The 20,355-nt window shown below is 42.0% G+C and carries 16 protein-coding genes and 4 pseudogenes; 9 read left to right on the forward strand and 11 right to left on the reverse strand.

Annotation, left to right across the window (positions count from 1 at the left end):
• Positions 1-252: 252 nt before the first annotated feature.
• A complete protein-coding gene (locus tag ACWA2B_RS16900; RefSeq protein WP_342434492.1) occupies positions 253-1,212 on the forward strand; it encodes an ABC transporter ATP-binding protein in 960 nt (319 codons plus the stop codon).
• Between the two features lie 2 nt (positions 1,213-1,214).
• Positions 1,215-1,841 carry an ABC transporter ATP-binding protein gene (locus ACWA2B_RS16905; protein ID WP_342434491.1) on the forward strand — a complete coding sequence of 209 codons (627 nt, stop codon included), beginning with the start codon at positions 1,215-1,217 and terminating at the stop codon, positions 1,839-1,841.
• 151 nt (positions 1,842-1,992) lie between these two features.
• Here ACWA2B_RS16905 and ACWA2B_RS16910 read toward each other — a convergent pair.
• Positions 1,993-2,205: pseudogene (locus ACWA2B_RS16910) on the reverse strand (IS4 family transposase); the annotation flags it as partial.
• A 377-nt stretch (positions 2,206-2,582) separates the two neighbouring features.
• Here ACWA2B_RS16910 and ACWA2B_RS16915 point away from each other — a divergent pair.
• Complete coding sequence (locus tag ACWA2B_RS16915; RefSeq protein WP_342434490.1) at positions 2,583-2,717, forward strand: hypothetical protein; 135 nt, start codon at positions 2,583-2,585, stop codon at positions 2,715-2,717.
• A 915-nt stretch (positions 2,718-3,632) separates the two neighbouring features.
• On the opposite strand, the gene ACWA2B_RS16920 is transcribed toward ACWA2B_RS16915, so the two are convergent.
• The 10 genes and pseudogenes from ACWA2B_RS16920 to ACWA2B_RS16965 form a co-directional block, all read right to left on the reverse strand.
• Positions 3,633-3,836, reverse strand: coding sequence for a hypothetical protein (locus ACWA2B_RS16920; RefSeq protein ID WP_449292445.1), 204 nt, complete (start codon positions 3,834-3,836; stop codon positions 3,633-3,635).
• Positions 3,808-4,113 (reverse strand): hypothetical protein, encoded by a 306-nt coding sequence (locus tag ACWA2B_RS16925; protein WP_449292446.1) that lies wholly within the window; start codon positions 4,111-4,113, stop codon positions 3,808-3,810. Before ACWA2B_RS16925 ends, ACWA2B_RS16920 begins: the two co-directional genes overlap by 29 nt.
• A 166-nt stretch (positions 4,114-4,279) precedes the next feature.
• Positions 4,280-4,956: pseudogene (locus ACWA2B_RS16930) on the reverse strand (ABC transporter ATP-binding protein).
• A 108-nt stretch (positions 4,957-5,064) separates the two neighbouring features.
• Positions 5,065-5,622, reverse strand: a pseudogene (locus tag ACWA2B_RS16935) (sensor histidine kinase); the annotation flags it as partial.
• Between the two features lie 299 nt (positions 5,623-5,921).
• Positions 5,922-8,504 (reverse strand): ABC transporter permease, encoded by a 2,583-nt coding sequence (locus tag ACWA2B_RS16940; RefSeq protein ID WP_342434488.1) that lies wholly within the window; start codon positions 8,502-8,504, stop codon positions 5,922-5,924.
• Complete coding sequence (locus ACWA2B_RS16945; protein WP_322252841.1) at positions 8,501-9,178, reverse strand: ABC transporter ATP-binding protein; 678 nt, start codon at positions 9,176-9,178, stop codon at positions 8,501-8,503. Before ACWA2B_RS16945 ends, ACWA2B_RS16940 begins: the two co-directional genes overlap by 4 nt.
• A 328-nt stretch (positions 9,179-9,506) precedes the next feature.
• Entirely contained in the window at positions 9,507-12,050 is a 2,544-nt protein-coding gene (locus ACWA2B_RS16950; protein WP_342434487.1) for an ABC transporter permease, read from the reverse strand.
• Entirely contained in the window at positions 12,047-12,724 is a 678-nt protein-coding gene (locus ACWA2B_RS16955; protein WP_342434486.1) for an ABC transporter ATP-binding protein, read from the reverse strand. Before ACWA2B_RS16955 ends, ACWA2B_RS16950 begins: the two co-directional genes overlap by 4 nt.
• Positions 12,725-12,833: 109 nt before the next feature.
• Entirely contained in the window at positions 12,834-13,751 is a 918-nt protein-coding gene (locus tag ACWA2B_RS16960; protein ID WP_342434485.1) for a sensor histidine kinase, read from the reverse strand.
• Positions 13,748-14,425, reverse strand: coding sequence for a response regulator transcription factor (locus ACWA2B_RS16965; RefSeq protein WP_340933969.1), 678 nt, complete (start codon positions 14,423-14,425; stop codon positions 13,748-13,750). The genes ACWA2B_RS16960 and ACWA2B_RS16965 overlap by 4 nt, the downstream gene beginning before the upstream one ends.
• Before the next feature lie 325 nt (positions 14,426-14,750).
• Between ACWA2B_RS16965 and ACWA2B_RS16970 the strand changes: the two genes are divergently transcribed.
• The 6 genes and pseudogenes from ACWA2B_RS16970 to ACWA2B_RS16995 all read left to right on the forward strand — a co-directional run bounded on the left by ACWA2B_RS16970 (position 14,751) and on the right by ACWA2B_RS16995 (position 20,233).
• The gene (locus tag ACWA2B_RS16970) at positions 14,751-15,704 is read left to right on the forward strand and encodes an ABC transporter permease (protein ID WP_025721924.1); all 954 of its coding nucleotides are present in this window, start codon (positions 14,751-14,753) and stop codon (positions 15,702-15,704) included.
• Positions 15,694-16,645, forward strand: a pseudogene (locus ACWA2B_RS16975) (iron chelate uptake ABC transporter family permease subunit). The gene ACWA2B_RS16970 and the pseudogene ACWA2B_RS16975 overlap by 11 nt, the downstream one beginning before the upstream one ends.
• A complete protein-coding gene (locus ACWA2B_RS16980) occupies positions 16,639-17,397 on the forward strand; it encodes an iron ABC transporter ATP-binding protein (RefSeq protein ID WP_039273792.1) in 759 nt (252 codons plus the stop codon). Before ACWA2B_RS16975 ends, ACWA2B_RS16980 begins: the two are co-directional and overlap by 7 nt.
• Positions 17,398-17,409: 12 nt before the next feature.
• Positions 17,410-18,390, forward strand: coding sequence for a siderophore ABC transporter substrate-binding protein (locus tag ACWA2B_RS16985; protein WP_209949893.1), 981 nt, complete (start codon positions 17,410-17,412; stop codon positions 18,388-18,390).
• Positions 18,391-18,423: 33 nt separating this feature from the next.
• On the forward strand, positions 18,424-19,167 hold the full coding sequence (locus tag ACWA2B_RS16990) for an alpha/beta hydrolase (protein WP_165149478.1): 744 nt from the start codon (positions 18,424-18,426) through the stop codon (positions 19,165-19,167).
• 154 nt (positions 19,168-19,321) lie between these two features.
• Entirely contained in the window at positions 19,322-20,233 is a 912-nt protein-coding gene (locus tag ACWA2B_RS16995; protein WP_318628090.1) for an aldo/keto reductase, read from the forward strand.
• Positions 20,234-20,355: the final 122 nt, after the last annotated feature.

Consider the following 20,355-nt stretch of genomic DNA (forward strand, 5'->3'; position numbering starts at 1 on the left):
CTACAATAAATACATCATTATTTTTTCGAGAAATAGTTTATATGTCATAATCCGATGTTTTACTGACAAAATGAACAGAAAATCAGTTAAATCAAAAACAAGCGAACGGTATATTATGACAGGAAAAAGGCGCTTAATGTCATGAACAGGGGAAATGGGGCGTTAAGCTGTAAAATGAATAGCGGTGTATATAGAAAATGCGACAAATGACGCTAACTATATTTTTTTATAGTTACACTGGGGGGTTAAAATATGTTAAAAAAATATAATTGGATTGTTACCGGTGTCAATCATTTTAATATCTTTGTTATTGTGATATTAGTTTTTCAAACTTTAGATACAGTAGTTAGCATGTTACTTCCTCAATTTATAAGTAGGATTATTGACGCGGGTTTGGATTCGCAAGATGTTTCTTTAATCATGGAATTTATGTTGATATCCATCGGCTTATATGTTTTATCACATTTATTTGCTCTGTTCTCTGAATTTATCTTTACAGAATTAGCGAAGCGAATATCTTACAATCTGAAGCAAAAGTTATTGACAAAAATTTTTATTTTACCAGGCGAAACAGTTAATACACACAATGATAAATTGTTATCTTTGTTTATGAACGACATAGGAATTATAGAAAGATTGGTGTCGAACGGCATACCGATGTTTATATCTAACCTGCTTTTTCTAATTGTAATTAGTACCGTGCTACTTTTTTATAACTATATATTATTTATTGTTATCCTTATGGTCATGCTACTAATCTTATTGAGTCAAATATACTTTAATAAAAAAATTACCCAAAGAAGTAAATTGGTTATGGAAGCCTATGACGATTCTGTTTTTTACATTAGGGGTACGCTCCATTCCATTCTTTATTCCATTGGAATGGGGTTGAAGGACTATGTTCTTGGCAAATATATGCCCTTGGAGGAGAAGTCACTTGAGGCAAATAGAAAAAGGGGAAATACCTTTAAAATAGCTGCTACTGTTCCTTCTGTTATTATTTCTGTTGGGAATGTTCTTCTTTTAGGGATCGGTGCGATGATGGTTATAAACGGTCAAACAAGCATTGGTATATTAACGGTGTTTGTTTATTATTCCAATCAAATTATAGGGCCCATTAAAGGCGTAACTAACTATGTAGCCGGTTGGAAACAAGCTAAAGTGTCTATCGAGAGAGTTGAGTTAATTATGAAGGCCGAAGAGGTGGATTAACATTGAATATAGAATTCAAGGACGTCAGTTATAGTTATAACGGATTGGAAAAAGCCTTATCACATATTTCCTTCTCTGTGTATAGAAACGATATATTTTGTCTTTCCGGACGTAATGGGGCTGGAAAAAGCACGCTATTAAAGTTATTAACAAAAATCAATTGTAATTATACTGGTGATATTTTGTTGGATGGCAAAGAGCTGAGAAACTGGAAACGGGAGGAGGTTAGCGATAAAATAGGAATTTGTTTTCAGGAACCTGTGATGTATATGGATACAATCATGAATAACATAACGTTGGGAAAGCAAGGGATCCCAATTGAGCAGTTGAATGTTTATATTGAATTATTGGATACCGAAAACTTTATCCAAGGGCATGGTGAGAATCAAGTCATTGGAAAGAATTTCTCCTTATCAGGGGGACAACAGCAACTCATTTCTATATTGCGGAATATCTATGTCAATAAAGAGGTATTAATTTTTGATGAACCAACTTCAAACTTGGACAGTGTTGTAAAAAAACTTTTCATTACGATTCTGGATGAACTTAAACAAAGTCACACCATTATATTGATTACTCATGATAGCGAAGTGGAGAGCAAATATAATAAAATACTGTTCAATAACTAAGAAATGACCCAGCCAGAAAATGAAGTGCACCCCTTAGAATAAAAACTGGAATAAAACTCTAGTTTATCCATTAAATCTTAGGGGGTGCATTTTTTATGCCAGCGAAAAAGGGCATTCAGGCGCTGTAGCATCACCAATATATAGTTAGGTTGAGTCAACGCTTCACTTACAGGGCGTCATGTCGGGAACCCTGTGTTTCAATAACTTGAAGGGGTTGACATTTCGGCTCGTAAAGCAACATGAAGTTTAATGCCTGCACGCTCTCCGTGATAGGGGGACCAAGGTAACCGTGTTTTCCAAACGTTCTGGTGGTCAAATCGATGAGTAGCAATTCTTTGGGAAAGGTGAGACTTTGGCGGCTTTGGTGGAAAAACGCGAATAATGAATAAGCAGATCTACACCGGATTGATAACTGTCCCATTGTTCTAAGGCAGCTACACTAATGAAGTAAATGGGTTAACGTGAATTTACGCGCCTTGTTTTCATAACAGGATAGATGTAAACATGGATAGAATTCTTCATGAGATCGTTCTCTTTCTGAGTCGCTTGGTGGTACAAACGATTCTACAGAAAATAGGGTCTTTTTTTTTCAATATTTTTTGGTTATTCAACAGTATTTTATTTATGGTATAAACCACTTTTTTCAAACCCAATTATGCCAAATAAAGTGCTGTTTTTTACAATAGAAAAAAAAGAGGTATGTTTAATGATAATTTAATAGTGAAAGGAGGTGAAAATATCATGGAAAAAATTGATTTTTTGGAAACTATGGATTTTGATATGGAAGTACAACAGAAATGTGATCCTGATAATTGTAGAGCAGATTGTATCGAATCCCCTGGAAATTGTAGTTCTAATACCACCCAATGGTATTGATTGGTGAAAGAATGATTTTGTCTAACTAAAATTACTGTTTAACTGACGAAAAGGAGAAGTAGCAATACTTCTTCTTTTTCTTATATATTTTCAAATTCAAATATAAACGTCGTGTTTGACTTTTGTTCTAATACCGATCCTACTCAAGTTTACAGATGCAGGTTTTTGGAAACTTTTGATTTTTGTACCTTGCTCGTACGTTTTTTTTAAAAATACGTTTCCTAATTTTATCTATAAACAGATTTAATACCATTGTCCTTAATGACCAATACTTTCTGGTCGCTATTCCGGACTTTCACTGTATAGTTAGTTAACACTCATACTAGGTGTTCAAGAAATAAGACAACCAAAAGTTCCTGGCTGGCCTATTATGCTACAATGCCCGACCGGGCGAAATCTAATCGCAAATCTACTCGGACTCTCGAAGCCGCTCCACGATACTCTGTTTGTCATTCATAGAATAGACTGCTACTGGAATGAGTATCCCAATCACAAACAGTAAAGGCAGTAAGACTAATAGTGGCTAATTATAAAGTGATAGTTTAAAAACCATATGATACTGCCCATGGGTTTCACAATCGAAATAGAAAATACGGTTGCAAATAGCATAGAGAATACGCTGGTGCCGAGCATATAATATATTCCTTCCTAGATGAAAATGGCCCGCAACTGTTTTTTGGTCATGCCAATGCTTTCCAGCATAGCAATTCCTTGTGACGGGTCAGTATGCTAGTTAGAATGGCGTTAGCGCTATGATTCTTTCCTGTATCCATACTGAAGTTGGTCGAAAGATAGGACCAGTTGACATTATGAGTCATATATAGGCGAATCTTTCTCAAGGGAATAACCACTATCCGTAATCACTTTGTTGAGTTTCTCTTCCATATTCAAGCTATTATCACATGAGGTATGCATTTACAATTCCTGTTTGATCATAGTTTTGTCTTCCACGCTGTAAGTGCTTTGCAGTTCATCTGCATGCGCATCTACATAGGGGCTGGAAGTGAAGATTTGTCCTGTGTTAGCTGTGGGATTGCTTTCCCACCAGCCAGATAGAATCAAATCACGCTTCACTTCTTTGCCGTGAATTTCAAGCCGCAGCGTCAGTGGTGCACCCACCTTCAAGGGAACTCCCAACAATTGTAGAGTTTTGGAGTTCGTGATAGCTTCTTTTTCTGCTACCTTTTTGTAGCTTGATAAGTCCAAGCTTCAACCCCACATCGTCATAATACCAAAGCTCTGCACGATGCTTTATAAATTCCTCGTTTGTAACTTTATTGCTTAATAGTTTGGCATAAGCTATTTCTTTGATCAATGGATGATCCTTGACATGATTAAATTCGTCATCCGTTATATATTTAAGTACGGCATGTCCATCTCCACCGACCTGTCGCATGGTCGCCCGTTGTAAGTTTCCCCAGCGCCAATCCCCATAGTGAACAGTGTTGTAAATAGCAATGAGGTTAGTGCTATGGCAACAATAGCAAAGAGGTTACGGGCTTTGTTTACTTTGAAGCTCTTCTCTGATAAATTACGAATTACTTTTTTGTTCTTTACCTTGATCATTTTGTATCACCGCCGACAATTTTACCGTCTTCAATACGGATGATGCGGTCTGCCATCTGCGCGATTTCTTCATTATGAGTAATCATTACCATCTTTGGGCGAACTGTTGGCTGGATACCTTGATCAATCCCATCACATCTAGACTGGTTTTACTGTCCAGGTTCCCGGTGGGTTCATCTGCTAAAACAATTGCAGGTTTCGCTGCCAATGCTCTGGCAATAGCTACACGTTGCTGTTGTCCACCGGAAAGATTGTTTGGCAGATTATTCATTTTGTGGTCAAGGCCCAAGGTATGTACTATTTTATCTATGTGGGCTTTGTCTGGTTCTTTACCGTCCAGTTCAATAGGAAGCACAATATTTTCGTAGACATTCAAGACAGGTACCAGGTTGTAATTTTGAAACACGAAGCCAATCTTTCGTCTGCGAAAAATAGTCAATTCTTCGTCTTTTAATGTAAAAATATCCTTGCCGTCAATCGTAACGTTTCCACTGGTTGGACGATCAAGTCCACCCAGCATATGGAGAAGGGTGGATTTGCCACTCCCGGACGTACCGACAATAGCGACAAATTCACCGCTTTCCACCTCCAGATTCACGCCGTCTAAGGCATGAACAGTAGTATCTCCGTTCCCGTAATGCTTCCTTAATGCCTGAGTTTTCAATAGAGCCATATACGTTCTCCTCCACAAAAAAATGTCTGGATCGTAGTCATCTACAGTACAGACATTAACACACTGATCTTTCTACAATCTTTCTGAAATCTAACGGTATTGAAAGAATTAAGTATCCATAGGAAGAAAAATAGAGAAGGTAGAACCACGGCCGTAGTGTGACCGTACTTTGATGTAGCCACCCGCTGCAGCGATGATTTCTCTAGCTAAAAACAGTCCAATCCCGACGCCCTCCTGCGAGTTAACAGTAGGGGAGCGATAGAAGCGGGTAAAGATCTTCCCTTGTTCTTCTTCTGCAATCCCTATACCACTGTCGTTAATATCAATTCGGCAAAATAAATCGTATGCCATTACTTTTATATCCATGTTTCCGCCTGTCTCTGTATATTTTATAGCGTTATCCATAACGTTATAGACAGCTTCAATCGTCCACTTTAGGTCAAAATAAGCATGGGTAAATGTGTCCTTCATAACAACTGAAATCCCTTTGGCATCTGCTTTTGGCATCATTTGCTCCAATGCAGCATCAAGGAGCTTTTGAACAGATTCCCGCCTTGGCGCTACCGTGATAATCCCCGTTTCAAGCCGCGATGTTTTCAACAATGCCTGGATAAGAAAGTTAAGCTTTTCGGCCTGTGCAGATAGAGCTTTCACACAAAAGCTTGTACAAATACGTTGTTAGGTTCTTTAAGAGCAAAAACAATCCCGTTACTCAAGGCGATATCATCCTCGACAATTATTATATAGTTCATTATTCTCCTCTTGTATTTTGGTTAAACAATTCCGAGCTCTAACAACCGCTCACAATAAAAGTGTAAATGAGAGCCGCCCATTCTCTATTTCTATTTTACAGGATATGCTCTTATTTGCTCATGGTTCAGGGAGTAGGGATTAAACCACTGTTGAATAACCAAGAAATGACCCAGCCAAAAGGTTTGACCAGGTCATTTTCTTTATAGGGGGATTTATTCTGCCGTTCGCAGTCGTTCTACGATAGTTTTCTTGTTGCTCAGAGAATAAATAGCGAGAGGAAGACAGATCCCAAGAACGAGCAGAACAGGCAGCACGAGGATCAGGGGCCAGATAATAAATTTATAACTCATAAACCACATTACGTTACTCAGGGGTTTTGCAATCAAGACGGAAAATAAGCTTCCTAATAAGATGGAGCATATGCTAGTACCGAGCACATAGTACAGACCCTCATAAATGAGCATTGTCTTTAATTGTTTATTAGTCATACCGATACTTTGTAGTATAGCAAATTCTTGATGGCGGGTCAGAATGCTAGTTAGAAGCGCGTTTGCAAAATTAAGAGTACCAATCAAACCGATAATAACGCTGAGCATACCGCCAATCATCAAAATAGTATTTCGCATACCTAATAACGCGGTAATTACGGTAGATTTGGATCGATAGTGCATCGTTCGCTCCTTTACTCCGGTATAGTTCTTTAAGAAGCTCTCCATCGTTTTTTCTTTACTGTTGGATACATTAAAATCATAACTCATCACCGTAGGCTTCTTCACAAGTGTTTTGTAGATATCCGCCGGAAGAAAGAATTCAACATTAGCACCTATTACACCATTATTAATTCCTTTTCGGGCGACATGACCGAGGACTGTGAATTCATGGCTAGTATACTCCTGGACTTTTGCTGTGTCCATATAGTTATGAAGGACAACCTTTTCACCTATCTTATATGCCGAATATTTCATTTTGGGATTACCATCGTTATCCAGTATGACATTTTCCAGGATATATTTACCCGAAGCCAGCTTGCCATAATCAAGCTCACCGTCAATTAGTTGTAGTCGGTGAAGAGGAAACTCTTCGAGACCATATGCTGCTGCTGATATGTTGCCACGAGCGTCGGTGTCGTATGGTAAAGAGCCACAAGCATTAATGCCTGGGGTTGCAGATAAGTTGACACGAGCGTCGGTGCCGTCTCCCTTTAAGGTCTCTTTACAATCAGCAGTGAGTAAATTGCTGCCACTGTACAATCGTCCACCTTCTTCAAAGCCAGGTTGTGCTTGTACGGCCTGGATATAACTTTCCGTCGTTGCATTGTCAGGACCTGTGAAATGTTCTTGAAAATAACCTGCATGTGCAATCACAAAGTCAGCGTCAATGCTTCTAGACACATATTTATCCATATCCAGACTTTGGGATAATGTAAAAGTAATATTCAGTAGCGCCAGACTTAGAGAAAGGCCAATCAGCACTAAAGTAGTCCGTTTCTTATTGCGCCCTAAGTTGGCTTGAGCCATCAGCGGCATTTTAGCACCGTTAGTTGATTTTTTCAGTTTTTTCTTACCCTTTTTGATAGCTCCGTCTACGTATCTTACTGCCTCGATTGGAGATACAGTCGCTGCAATCCTAATAGGCTTATAAATACTGATGATAACTGTAATGGCTGCAAACAAAGCGGAGCTGATAAAAATCCATAGGTTGGGGGATAGGGTTACCTCAGCGTGCCCAAAAGTGTTCATAAGCAGAGGGAGAAGCGATTTTCCGACCCCAAAACCCACAAGTAAGCCGATGGGAACTCCGACCAAGGAAAGAAATAATGCCTGTCTATGAATGAGCCTACGGAGTTGGCTACTGCTTGTGCCGATGGTTTTTAGAAGACCGTAGAAACGAATATCACGCATCACCGAGATTTGGAAAATATTATAGATGATCAAATAGCCAGTAAGCATGATCAGTAACAGACCACCAGCTAAGACAAAGACGACTTCAGGGTTCGAACTGAAAGTGTTGGAAAAATACGTCCAGTTCACAGAACTTGCAATGTAGTTCGGTGCATTTTGGTCTAGGGAATAACCGCTTTCTGTAATCACTTGATCAAGTTTTCCCTGGATGTTCGAGCTGTTATCGAACATGATATCTGCCCTGATGGCTCCGGTCCGATTATAATATGTGTTAATTAATTCTTCAGCATGGGCATCCACATAAGCTTTAGAAGCATAGATTGTGCCTACGTCCATCCCGGCGGCGAGGTCACTCTTCCACCAGCCGGCGAGGATAAATTCACGCTGCACCGTTTTGCCGTGAACCTCAAGCTTCAAGGTCAATGGGACGCCCTCTTTCAGGGGAATACCCAGTAGCTGTAAGGTGCTAGAGTCCGCGATAACCTCATTTTCTGCCACCGGTTTGTGGCCTTTTTCTAGCTCAACCAATCCTAGCTTTAGCCCTAGATCGTCACGATACCAGAACTCCGTTTTGCGCTTTAAAAATTGCTCGTTTGTTACCTTTTGACTTAACGAGCGGCAATATGCTATCTCCTTAATAAGAGGGTGGTCTTTGATGTGATTAAAATCCTCATCGTTGATAAATTTGAGAGAAGCATGCGCTTCCCCACCAACCTGTCGCATCGTTGCCTGCTGGAAACTTTCCATTGCGCCAATCCCCATAGTAAACAGAGATGTAAATAACAAAGTGGTTAAGGCAATAGCGATAATCGCAATAATATTGCGAGTTTTGTTCGTTTTCAAGCTCTTGTCTGATAAATTACGGATTACTCTTTTGTTCTTTACCTTGATCATTTGCCTTTACCACCAACTATTTTACCGTCCTCAATACGAATGATCCGATCGGCCATTTGCGCAATTTCCTCGTTGTGGGTAATCATCACCATTGTTTGGGCGAACTGTTGGCTGGATACCTTAATCAATCCCATTACATCCAGACTGGTTTTACTGTCCAGATTTCCGGTGGGTTCATCTGCCAAGATAATGGCGGGCTTGGCTGCCAGTGCTCTGGCAATGGCTACACGCTGCTGTTGTCCACCGGAAAGATTGTTTGGAAGATTATTCATTTTGTGGTCAAGGCCCAAGGTATGTACTATTTTATCTATGTGGGTTTTGTCGGGTTCTTTACCATCCAGTTCAATGGGGAGCACAATATTTTCATAGACATTTAAGACGGGCACCAGGTTATAATTTTGAAACACGAAGCCAATCTTTCGTCTGCGGAAAATAGTTAATTCTTCGTTTTTCAATGTGAAAATATCTTTGCCGTCAATCGTAACACTTCCGCTTGTCGGACGATCCAGTCCACCCAGCATATGGAGAAGGGTGGATTTGCCGCTCCCGGACGTACCAACAATAGCGACAAATTCACCGCTTTCCACCTCCAGATTCACGCCGTCTAAGGCATGAACAGCAGTATCTCCGTTCCCGTAATGCTTCCTTAATGCCTGAGTTTTCAATAAAGTCACTTTTGTTTCCCTCCAAGAAATAGTCTGTATCTCCTTGCTATACTATACAGACCGTATCATAATAATCTTTCAACAATCTTTCTGAAATCTAACAATGTTGAAAGATAACCTGCCTATGGAAAGAAAAATGGAAGAGGTGGAGCCGCGAAGATTTTACCATATTCCTCTTCCACAATGCCTATGGAATGCAGAGTAGGGTATGGGGAAGCAGCTACGGTAAGTAGGTCTTTCACCAAAAGGCCTTATATAGCCAGCGATAGATGGTTTTAAAGCATACGATAATGACCTAGCTATAAGTTTTTGCTAGGTCATTTCGACTAAGGGGGATTTATTCTGCTGTTCGCAGTCGTTCCACGATAGTTTTCCTGTCGCTCAGAGAATAAATAGCGAGAGGAAGACATATCCCAAGAGCGAGCAGAACAGGCAGCACGAGGATCAGCGGCCAGATAATAAATTTATAACCCATAAACCATATTTGAGTACTCAAGGGTCTCGCAATCAGGACGGAAAATAAGCTTCCTAATAAGATGGAGCATATGCTGGTGCCGAGTACATAGTACATCCCCTCATATATAAGCATTGTTTTTAATTGTTTGTTGGTCATGCCGATGCTTTGTAGTATAGCAAACTCTTGATAGCGGGTCAGAATACTAGTTAGAAGCGCGTTTGCAAAATTAACAATGCCAATTACACCAATAATAATACTGAGCGTACCGCCAATCATCAGAATTGTTTTTTGTATACCTGAAAACTCGGCAATCACGGTGGATTTGGATTTATAGTCCATCACTGGCTCCTTTATTTCGGTATAATTCTTTATAAAGTTCTCCATCGTTTTTTCTTTACTGTCGGATACATTAAAGGCATAACTCATCACCACAGGCTTCTTCACAAGCGTTTTGTAGATATCCGCCGGGAGATAGAAGTTAGTATAAGTAGGAACGTCTACACCAGAATTGGTTGGTTTTACGCCAACATGACCAAGCACTGTGAATTCATGGCTAGTATACTCTTGGGCATTTGCTGTGCCCATATAGTTATGAAGAGTAACCTTTTCACCTACTTTGTATACGGATAGTTCCATGTGAGGATTATCGTAATCGCCTAAAATGACTCCTTCCAAAATATACTTTCCCGAAGCTAGCTTGCCATAATCAAGTTCGCCATCAATTAATTTTAGTCGGTGAAGGGGGAGATCTTCAAGCCCATACACTACTGTAGATAAGTTGCCGCGAGCGTCAGGAGTGGCGATTTCCCAATTTTCCTCTTTGTTCTCTTTATGCTCGACAGTGAATAAATTGCTGCCACTGTACAATCGTCCACCTTCTTCAAAACCGGGTTGTGCCTGGACGGCCTGAATATAGCTTTCTGTCGTTGCATTGTCAGGGCCTGTGAAATGTTCTTGAAAATAATCAGCATGTGCAATCAGAAAGTCAGTATCATGGCTTTTAGACACATACTTATTCATATCCAGACTTTGGGATAATGTAAAAGTAGTATTCAGTAGCACTAGACTTAGAGAAAGGCTAAGCAGCACCAAAGTAGTCCGCTTCTTATTGCGCCCTAAGTTGGATCGAGCCATCAGGGGAATCTTAGCACCGTTAGTTGATTTTCTTAGTTTTTTCTTCCCCTTTTGGGTAGCTCCGTCTACGTATCTTACAGCCTCGATTGGAGACACAGTCGCTGCAATCCTAATAGGCTTATATGCACTGATCATAACTGTTATGACTGCAAACAGAGCGGAGCCGATAAAAATCCATGGGCTGGGGGATAGGGTTACCTCAGCGTGCCTATAATGGTTCATAAGCAGCAGAGGGATAAGCGATTTTCCGACCCAAAAACCCCCGAGCAAGCCGATGGGAATCCCGATCAAGGAAAGAAATAATGCCTGTCTTCGGATGATTCTGCTGATTTGTCTGCTGGTTGTGCCGACGGTTTTTAGAAGACCGAAGAAACGAATATCACGCATCACCGAGATTTGGAAAATATTATAGATGATCAAGTAGCCAGTAAGCATGATCAGTAACAGACCAGTGGCTAGGGGAAAGACGGCTTCAGGGTTCGAACTGAAAGTGTTGGAAAGATACGCCCAGTTCACAGAACTTGCAATGTAGTTCGGTGCATTTTTGTCCAGGGAATAACCGCTTTCTGTAATCACTTTATTAAGATTTTCCCGCATGTTCGAGCTGTTATCGAACATGATAGTTGCATTGATGGCTCCGGTCATATCTTGATCCTGCTTATATGTGTAGCGTAATTCTTCGGCATGTGCATCCACATAAGCTTTAGAAGCATAAATTTGACCTCTGGCTATCCCGGCGGCGGGGTCACTCTTCCACCAGCCGGAGAGGATAAATTCACGCTGTACCATTTTGCCGTGAACCTCAAGCTTCAAGGACAATGGGGCGCCTTCTTTCAGGGGAGTACCCAGTAACTGTAGGGTCTTGGAGTCTGCGATAACCTCATTTTCCGCCACTGGTTTGTGGCCTTTTTCTAGCTCAATCAATCCTAGCTTTAGCCCTACATCGTCATGATACCAGAACTCCGCACGACGCTTTAAAAATTGCTCGTTTGTCACCTTTCCACTTAACAGGCGGCTATATGCTATCTCTTTAATAAGAGGGTGGTCTTTGATGTGATTAAATTCCTCATCGTTGATATATTTGAGATAACCCTGCCCTAACCCACCAGCCTGTCGCATCGTTGCCTGCTGGAAACTTTCCATCGCGCCAATCCCCATAGTAAACAGAGATGTAAATAACAAAGTGGTTAAGGCAATAGCGATAACCGCAATAATATTGCGGATTTTATTGGCTTTTAAACTTTTATCTGATAAATTACGAACCGCCTTACTGTTTTTTACCTTGATCATCTAGTCGCACCACCTACTATTTTACCGTCCTCAATACGGATGATCCGGTCTGCCATTTGCGCAATTTCCTCGTTGTGGGTAATCATCACTATTGTTTGGCGGAACTGCTGGCTGGATACTTTGATCAATCCCATCACATCCAGACTGGTTTTACTGTCCAGGTTGCCAGTAGGCTCGTCAGCCAAAATAATGGCTGGTTTCGTCGCCAGTGCTCTCGCAATAGCGACTCGCTGCTGCTGACCTCCCGAAAGATTACTTGGTAGATTGTTTAATTTGTTCTTAAGCCCCAGTGTATTTGTAATTTGGGTCAGATAGGCTTTGTCTGGTTCTTTACCGTCCAGTTCAATAGGAAGCACAATATTTTCGTAGACATTCAAGACAGGCACCAGGTTGTAATTTTGAAAAACAAAGCCAATCTTTCGTCTGCGAAAAATAGTCAATTCTTCGTCTTTTAATGTAGAAATATCTTTGCCGTCAATCGTAACGTTTCCACTTGTCGGACGATCAAGTCCACCCAGCATATGGAGAAGGGTAGATTTGCCGCTCCCGGACGTACCGACAATAGCGACAAATTCACCGCTTTCCACTTCCAGATTCACGCCGTCTAAGGCATGAACAGCAGTATCTCCGTTACCGTAATGCTTCCTTAATGCCTGAGTTTTCAATAGAGCCATGTACGTTCTCCTCCACAAAAAAAATGTCTGTATCGTAGTCATCTACAGTACAGACATTAGCACACTAATCTTTCTACAATCTTTCCGAAATCTAACGGTATTGAAAGAATTAAGTATCCATAGGAAGAAAAATAGAGAAGGTAGAACCACGGTCGTAGTGTGACCGTACTTTGATGTACCCACCCTCCGCAGCGATGATTTCTCTAGCTAAAAACAGTCCAATCCCGACACCCTCCTGCGAGTTAACAGTAGGGGAGCGATAGAAGCGGGTAAAGATCTTCCCTTGTTCTTCTTCTGCAATGCCTATGCCGCTATCAGTAATATCAATTCGACAAAACAATTCGTATGCCATCACTTTTATATCCATGCTTCCGCCTGTCTCTGTATATTTTATAGCGTTATCCATAATGTTATAGACAGCTTCACTGGTCCACTTTAGGTCAAAATAAGCATGAATAACGGTGTCCTCCCTAATAACTGAAATCCCTTTGGCATCTGCTTTTGGCGTTATTTGCTCCAGTGCAGCATCAAGGAGCTTATGAACAGATTCTTGCCTTGGCGCTACCGTGATAATCCCCGTTTCAAGCCGCGATGTTTTCAACAATGCCTGGATTAGGAAATTAAGCTTTTCGGCCTGTGTTGATAGAGCTTTCACACAAGTGGAGGTATCCTGTGATAGTTCGTATTCGCTAAGTAGTTGGGAATAAAGCAGGATGTTGGCCAATGGTGTTTTCGTTTGGTGTGAAATATCGGAAATCAGCTCATTTATTTTATTCTTTTCAGCAAGCAGATTTTTGGAGGACACGGAACAAATGGAAAGAAATCTCACGAATTTAGCTTCTATTGAAGAAAGAACGGATTCATCAAAGACATCCTCTGAGAAGCTGCCATTTATCGCGGCATCCAGCATGTTCTCAATGGTTTTCATTGTTTTATGGATGCTCCTGCGATACAGCATAATAGCACCCACAGCGGTGCATACAGCAACAACGGCAATTCCAATACATATATATAGGAGTGTTGTCATTTCAACGCCCATGTGTAGCCCAGCCCATAAACCGTTTTAATATATTGTGGGGAAGAAGGATGATCCTCGAGCTTGTCACGTAGCCTTTTTATCGTAACCGACAAGGCATTTTCACCTACATATTCAGCCCCGTCAGTCCAGATGCTGTCTATTAAATGATCACGCGAAACGGTATTTCCTCGATTGTTGATTAGAATGCGCAACAATTTTTGCTCCGTTTTACTTAGTTCAATCGGTATATCATTCTTATTAAATTCCATCCTCTCAAATGAGAAGGAAAAATCACCTAGCTGAATGGAGTCTGCAAGCGAGTATTTGGATTTCTTAAGCTGAACACCAACTCTTGCTCTCAGTATCATCAGACTGAAGGGTTTGGTGATGTAGTCATCAGCACCCAGCTCAAGACCAGTGACAATATCTGTTTCCATATCATTCGCAGTCAGAACAATGACTGGTAAAGCTTTTGTTTTACGTATATGGGTTAAGAGGTCGAGTCCATTCCCATCCGGCAAGTTTACATCAAGTATCACTAGGTCAAAAGCAGTGATGTTCAATTGTTCTTTTGCAGCAGTAATGTCATATGTTTGCGTAAATACGTTGTTAGGTTCTTTGAGAGCAAGAACAATACCATTACTCAAGGCGGTATCATCCTCGACGATTAATATGTGATTCATCATTCTCCTCCTGTTTTTTTGGTCTATCAAATTAATGAAACCCGAATTCCAAGAACTGCTTACAGTAAAAATGGAAAAGAGGGCCCCAAAATCTTCCACCTCTATTTTACAGGATATTGCTCTTATTTGCTCATTCGCTCTTTAGACTATTCAGGTTTTGCTAACACCTTTCTTGATATGGTTTATTCATTGCAAAAAAATTTGACAGATACAATATCACTGATATAATTTATGCTAGTTGATTTTGATAATCATTATCATTATTGGAGGGGAGGACAGGGCCGAAGCTTGGTGCAGGTTATTGGACAGGCTCCCTTAGTTAGAGATGAAATTGCGTTATTTAATACTGGCTTTTCTAGTACTGGCCTTCGCCTCGGTTTTTATTGGTGTTCATGATGTAACTCCACTTGATGTGTTCCACTTAACCAACGATCAGGCGCAGGTACTCCTGATTAGCAGATTCCCACGTTTGATCAGTATCATTATCGCAGGGGCGAGTATGAGTATCTGTGGATTGATCATGCAGCAGCTTACCCGGAACCGATTTGTTTCTCCCACCACTGCAGGGACGATGGATGCGGCACGATTGGGTGTGCTGATGGCCATTATGGTGTTTGGAGCGGCAGGATTTTGGACGAAGATGCTGACGGCTTTTGGATTTGCTTTAGGGGGAACGCTGATTTTCATGAAGATACTGGATAAAATCCGGTTCAAGGACCCGGTATTTATCCCGCTGGTCGGTCTGATGTTTGGAGGCATTTTAAATTCGGTGACGACTTTTTTTGCCTACAAATATAATCTGATTCAGGGCATTTCCTCGTGGATGCAGGGAGATTTTTCTCTCATTATGAGTGGTCGCTATGAGATGCTGTATCTTAGTGTTCCTTTGGTCGCGTTGGCGTACATATATGCGAATCGTTTTACAATTGCAGGCATGGGTGAGGATTTTGCAGCCAATTTGGGAGTTCATTACAAGCGTACCGTCAATGTCGGGTTAGTGATCGTGGCTTTGGTTTCCTCTGTTGTCATCTTAACGGTCGGGACGATTCCCTTTTTGGGGCTAGTTGTACCCAATCTCGTCAGCATGTATATGGGGGATAATTTGAAAAAAAGTCTGGCCCATACAGCGATCCTGGGCGCCGTTTTTGTGCTGTTTTGCGACATTTTGGGACGGGTCATCATTTATCCGTATGAAATTTCTGTAGGACTTACGGTGGGTGTGATCGGGAGCGCGTTGTTCTTGTATTTGCTGCTGAGGAGAAGGGCTTATGAATCCTAAATTAAAAATCGGCATATTAGCCGCTGCCGCGCTTGTGTTGATTGCTGCTTTCGTGTTTATAGATCTTCCGCATACCTGGCATTACGCGCTGCCACGACGATTGAAAAAGATCGCAGCCTTCATTCTGACAGGTGGCTCCATTGCTTTTGCAACCGTTATTTTCCAGACGGTTACGAATAATAAGATTTTGACTCCGGGTATTATCGGCCTGGATTCACTGTACATGCTGATTCAGACGACGATTATTTTTGCATTTGGCTCCGTCCCGTTGATTTCGACCAGCAAAGAATTAAACTTCTTGCTGTCGGTGGGGCTGATGGTGCTGTTCGCAGGACTGCTATACAAATTAATTTTCCGCAAAGATGGACGTGGGATTTATGTGCTTTTGCTGATTGGTCTGGTGTTCGGCACACTATTCAACAGTCTGTCTACCTTTATGGAGGTACTGATTGATCCAAACGAATTTGCGAAAATCCAGGACAAGAGCTTTGCCAGCTTTAGTAATGTAAACACCGAACTGTTATGGCTTTCTGTATTCGTGCTTGTGCTCGTATTTGCTTATGCGTGGAGATTCATTAAGTATCTGGACGTGCTGTCGCTCGGACGAGAGCATGCGATTAATTTAGGTCTCCCTTATGGTTTTATTATCAAAAGGCTGCTAATTATCGTAGCGATTCTCATTTCCATTTCTACAGCGCTTGTCGGGCCGATTACGTTTCTCGGATTAATTGTGGCCAATGTGGCTTATCAGGTGATGAAAACCTATCAGCATCGTTATATTATTCCGGCCTCTATCTGTGTCAGTGTTATTGCGTTGGCAGGATGCCAACTGCTGGCAGAAAGAGTATTCGACTTATCGACAACAGTCAGCGTCATTATTAACTTTATCGGGGGGGGTGTACTTCCTGTACCTTTTGCTGCGGGAGAATAAGTCATGGTAGAAGTCAAAAACGTATCCAAACGCTACGGGAATAAAAATGTGGTGGATCAGGTATCCGTCACTGTACCTAAAGGAACGATTACCTCCTTTATTGGACCTAACGGCGCTGGAAAAAGCACCTTGTTGTCGATGATCAGTCGCCTGACTGACAGTGATGAGGGAGAAATCCTCATTGACGGGCAAGCCGTGAGCCTGACGAAAAGTGAGGAGCTAGCCCGGAAGATATCGATTTTAAAACAGACGAATGATGTCAATATTCGCTTAACCGTGAAGGAACTAGTCAGTTTCGGTCGTTTTCCGTATTCCAAGGGCAGATTGAACAGCGAGGATCGCAAAATGGTGGAGCAGTCTATGGCTTACATGGGACTGGAGGATATGAAAGATAAGCATATTGATTTGCTTAGTGGGGGACAGCGACAACGGGCTTTTATTGCCATGATTTTGGCTCAGGACACAGAATACATCCTGCTGGATGAGCCGCTGAACAATCTGGATATGAAGCATTCGGTTCAGATTATGAAGACGTTGCGTGGTTTGGTGGATGATCTCGGCAAAACGATTCTAGTCGTGTTGCACGACATTAACTTTGCCTCCTGCTATTCAGACTATATTGTAGGGATGAAGGATGGCAGGTTGCTAAAACAAGGAACGGCTGACGAGATGATTGATAGTCAGGTATTAAAGGACTTGTACGATATGGATATTCCGATTCAACAGATTGGTGACCATAAAATTTGCGTTTATTTCACTTAGGGGGAATGTTAAATGAAGAAAAATATGATGTTTTTAACGCTGATGCTTGCATTGGTACTGATCGTGTCGGCTTGTGGTAAAGCGGCTCCGGTAACACCGGAAGCGACAGGTGAGGGCTCCTCGACTGCAACCACTGAATCCAAAACCATCTCGGTCAAACATGCACTCGATGAAAACCCGGTTCAAGTCAAAGTTAACCCCAAAAATGTTGTTGTATTTGATTTTGGTTCACTGGATACGTTGGACAAGCTGGGCGTAGACGTTGCGGCGGTAGCGCAGCAGGATCTTCCTACGTATTTGAGCAAATATAAAGATTCCAAATATGCAAGTGCAGGTACGCTGTTTGAACCGGATTATGAGAAAATCAGTGATCTCTCTCCTGAACTGATCATCATCGGTGGCAGACAAGCGGATGCCTATAAAGAGTTGAGCAAAATTGCACCTACTATTTCGATGGCTGTAGACACCAAGGATTACATCAATTCCTTTAAAAAGAACGTGGAAACGTTGGGGCAAATCTTCAACAAAGAGGATGCTGCCAAGCAGGAACTGGCTGCGATTGATAGCTCCATCAAGGGCGTACATGACAAGGCTGTAGCGAGCAAAGCTAAAGGACTGATCGTGCTGACAAATGAAGGAAGCCTGAGCGCATATGGCTCACAATCCCGTTTCGGTATCATTCATGATGCTTTTGGCGTAACCCCTGTAGATCCTGGCATTAAAGTATCCACGCATGGACAAAAAGTTTCTTTTGAATATGTACAGCAAAAAAATCCGGATTATATTTTTGTCGTTGACCGTGGAGCAGTGGTGGTCGAAGAAGGCAAGGAGCAGGTTACAGGTAAACAAACCATGGAGAATGAACTGGTGAAGAAAACCAATGCATTTAAAAACGGTCATATTGTATACCTTGATCCTAACTACTGGTACCTGTCAGGTAACGGTCTGGAATCTGTATCTGAAATGATCAAGGAAATAGATGCCGCATTGTAATGCATACATTTACATCATGGGGGACTGTGTAGGATGAAAGGTCATGTAGATGAAATTTCATTAGATGGGTATCTTGTGCACGTCTATACACCTCCCGTCTCCGTGAATCATAATGAGCTGTATCCGGTGCTGTATGTGCAGGATGGTAGCTCTTTATTTCTAAGCGGATTAGATGAGCTGGAAAGAGGTTTTTCTACGGGGGAGCTGCCCCGTGTGGTGCTGGTGGGTATTCAGCCCGTAAATCGGCTGGATGATTATACGCCTTGGAAGGCAGCTGCTTTAGTAGAAGGAAGACCTGCTTTTGGTGGTGGTGGAGATGCCTATCTGGCGTTTGTGGTTACAAAAGTAATGCCATACGTCGAGGCAAAATATCCAGTGCATACTGGAACGGAGCATACGGGCATTATCGGCGCCTCATTGGGCGGATTAATTTCCATGTATGCCGCCTTCCAGTATAAGGACGTATTCGGACGCGTCGGTTCCATCTCAGGCTCGTATTGGTATCCGGGTATGATTGATTATATGCAATCTGCATCATGTGCAACTGTGAGGGATGGGACACAACGCTTTTATATATCTGTCGGGACCCGTGAAGGTGAAGGGAAGACGAATGTACAAAAAGATATGGTTCCGCTCACCCTCCAGGCACACGAGTTGCTGCGGACACAGGGACTGGATGCAAAAGATGTGCTTCTTGAGCTGGATCAGGATGCAGTGCATCGAGTAGATTGTTTTCAGCGTCAATTTCCTAAGGCCGTTCAATGGCTATTCGGATAGTACGAATTAATTACGAATTAATTACGAATCGTATACAACAACCTCAAAGATTGGAGAGTGTGGAGTCTCTATGCCTTTGGGGTTGTTTTTTTCGTATAATAGAGAAATATTGAAAATTTAAAGTTATACGTTATTGGAAGTGAGGGGAGCATAAATGAAAAGAAACCGCCTAGGATCATCAGATTTGCTGGTAGGTGAGATTGGCCTGGGATGTATGTCGGTCGGTACGGAGGAGCAGCAAGCTGTTTACTTGATTCATGAAGCGTTGGATAAAGGCGTAAATCTGTTGGATACGGCTGATTTGTACCAGCATGGACGCAATGAAGAAATTGTGGGGGCAGCGATCCGTGGACGGCGGCAGGATGTTATCCTGGCGACCAAGGTTGGGAATCGGCGCATACCAGGGCAGGAGGGCTGGGAATGGGACCCGTCCAAGAAATATATCCTGTCAGCTGTTAAAGAAAGTCTGCGTCGCCTGGGAACGGACTATATCGACCTGTATCAGCTGCATGGAGGGACAATTAACGATCCGATAGACGAAACCATTGAGGCTTTTGAGCAGCTACAGCGGGAGGGCGTCATCCGTTATTATGGTATTTCCTCCATTCGCCCGCACGTCATCCGTGAATATGTCAAACGCTCGAATATCGTTAGTGTTATGAATCAGTATAGTTTACTGGACCGACGTGCAGAGGAAGAGGTACTGTCTTTGCTTCAGGAGCGGGGAATCAGCGTGATTGCACGTGGACCCGTAGCGAGCGGTGTATTGGCTGATAAGGGGGAAGAAAAGGCAGCGAAGGGATACCTAGACTACGAAGAAGCAGAGCTGCTGGACGTGCGTAAGCAATTAAAGGCTTTTGCAGGGGCGGACCGTAGTATGGGGCAGACAGCTATCCGTTATAGCCTTTCACATCCGACTGTCGCTGCTGTGATCCCGGGTGCAAGCTCTTTGGGACAATTGGAGCATAATATTTCTGCTGCAGATATTGCACCGCTAACTCAACAAGAGCGGCAGGCGCTACAGCAAATTAGCCGAGCCAATCGTTATGATGCGCAATACCGCTGATCCCGGCAATGATGGGACAAGTGTCAAACATGTACCCGTCCCAGTTGCAATTTATAAAAGAACCATTACAATATAAGAATAAGCTTCCGTTTATATAATTCCATATGTGAATATGGAGATGT

The organism is Paenibacillus sp. CMM36 (assembly GCF_053570945.1).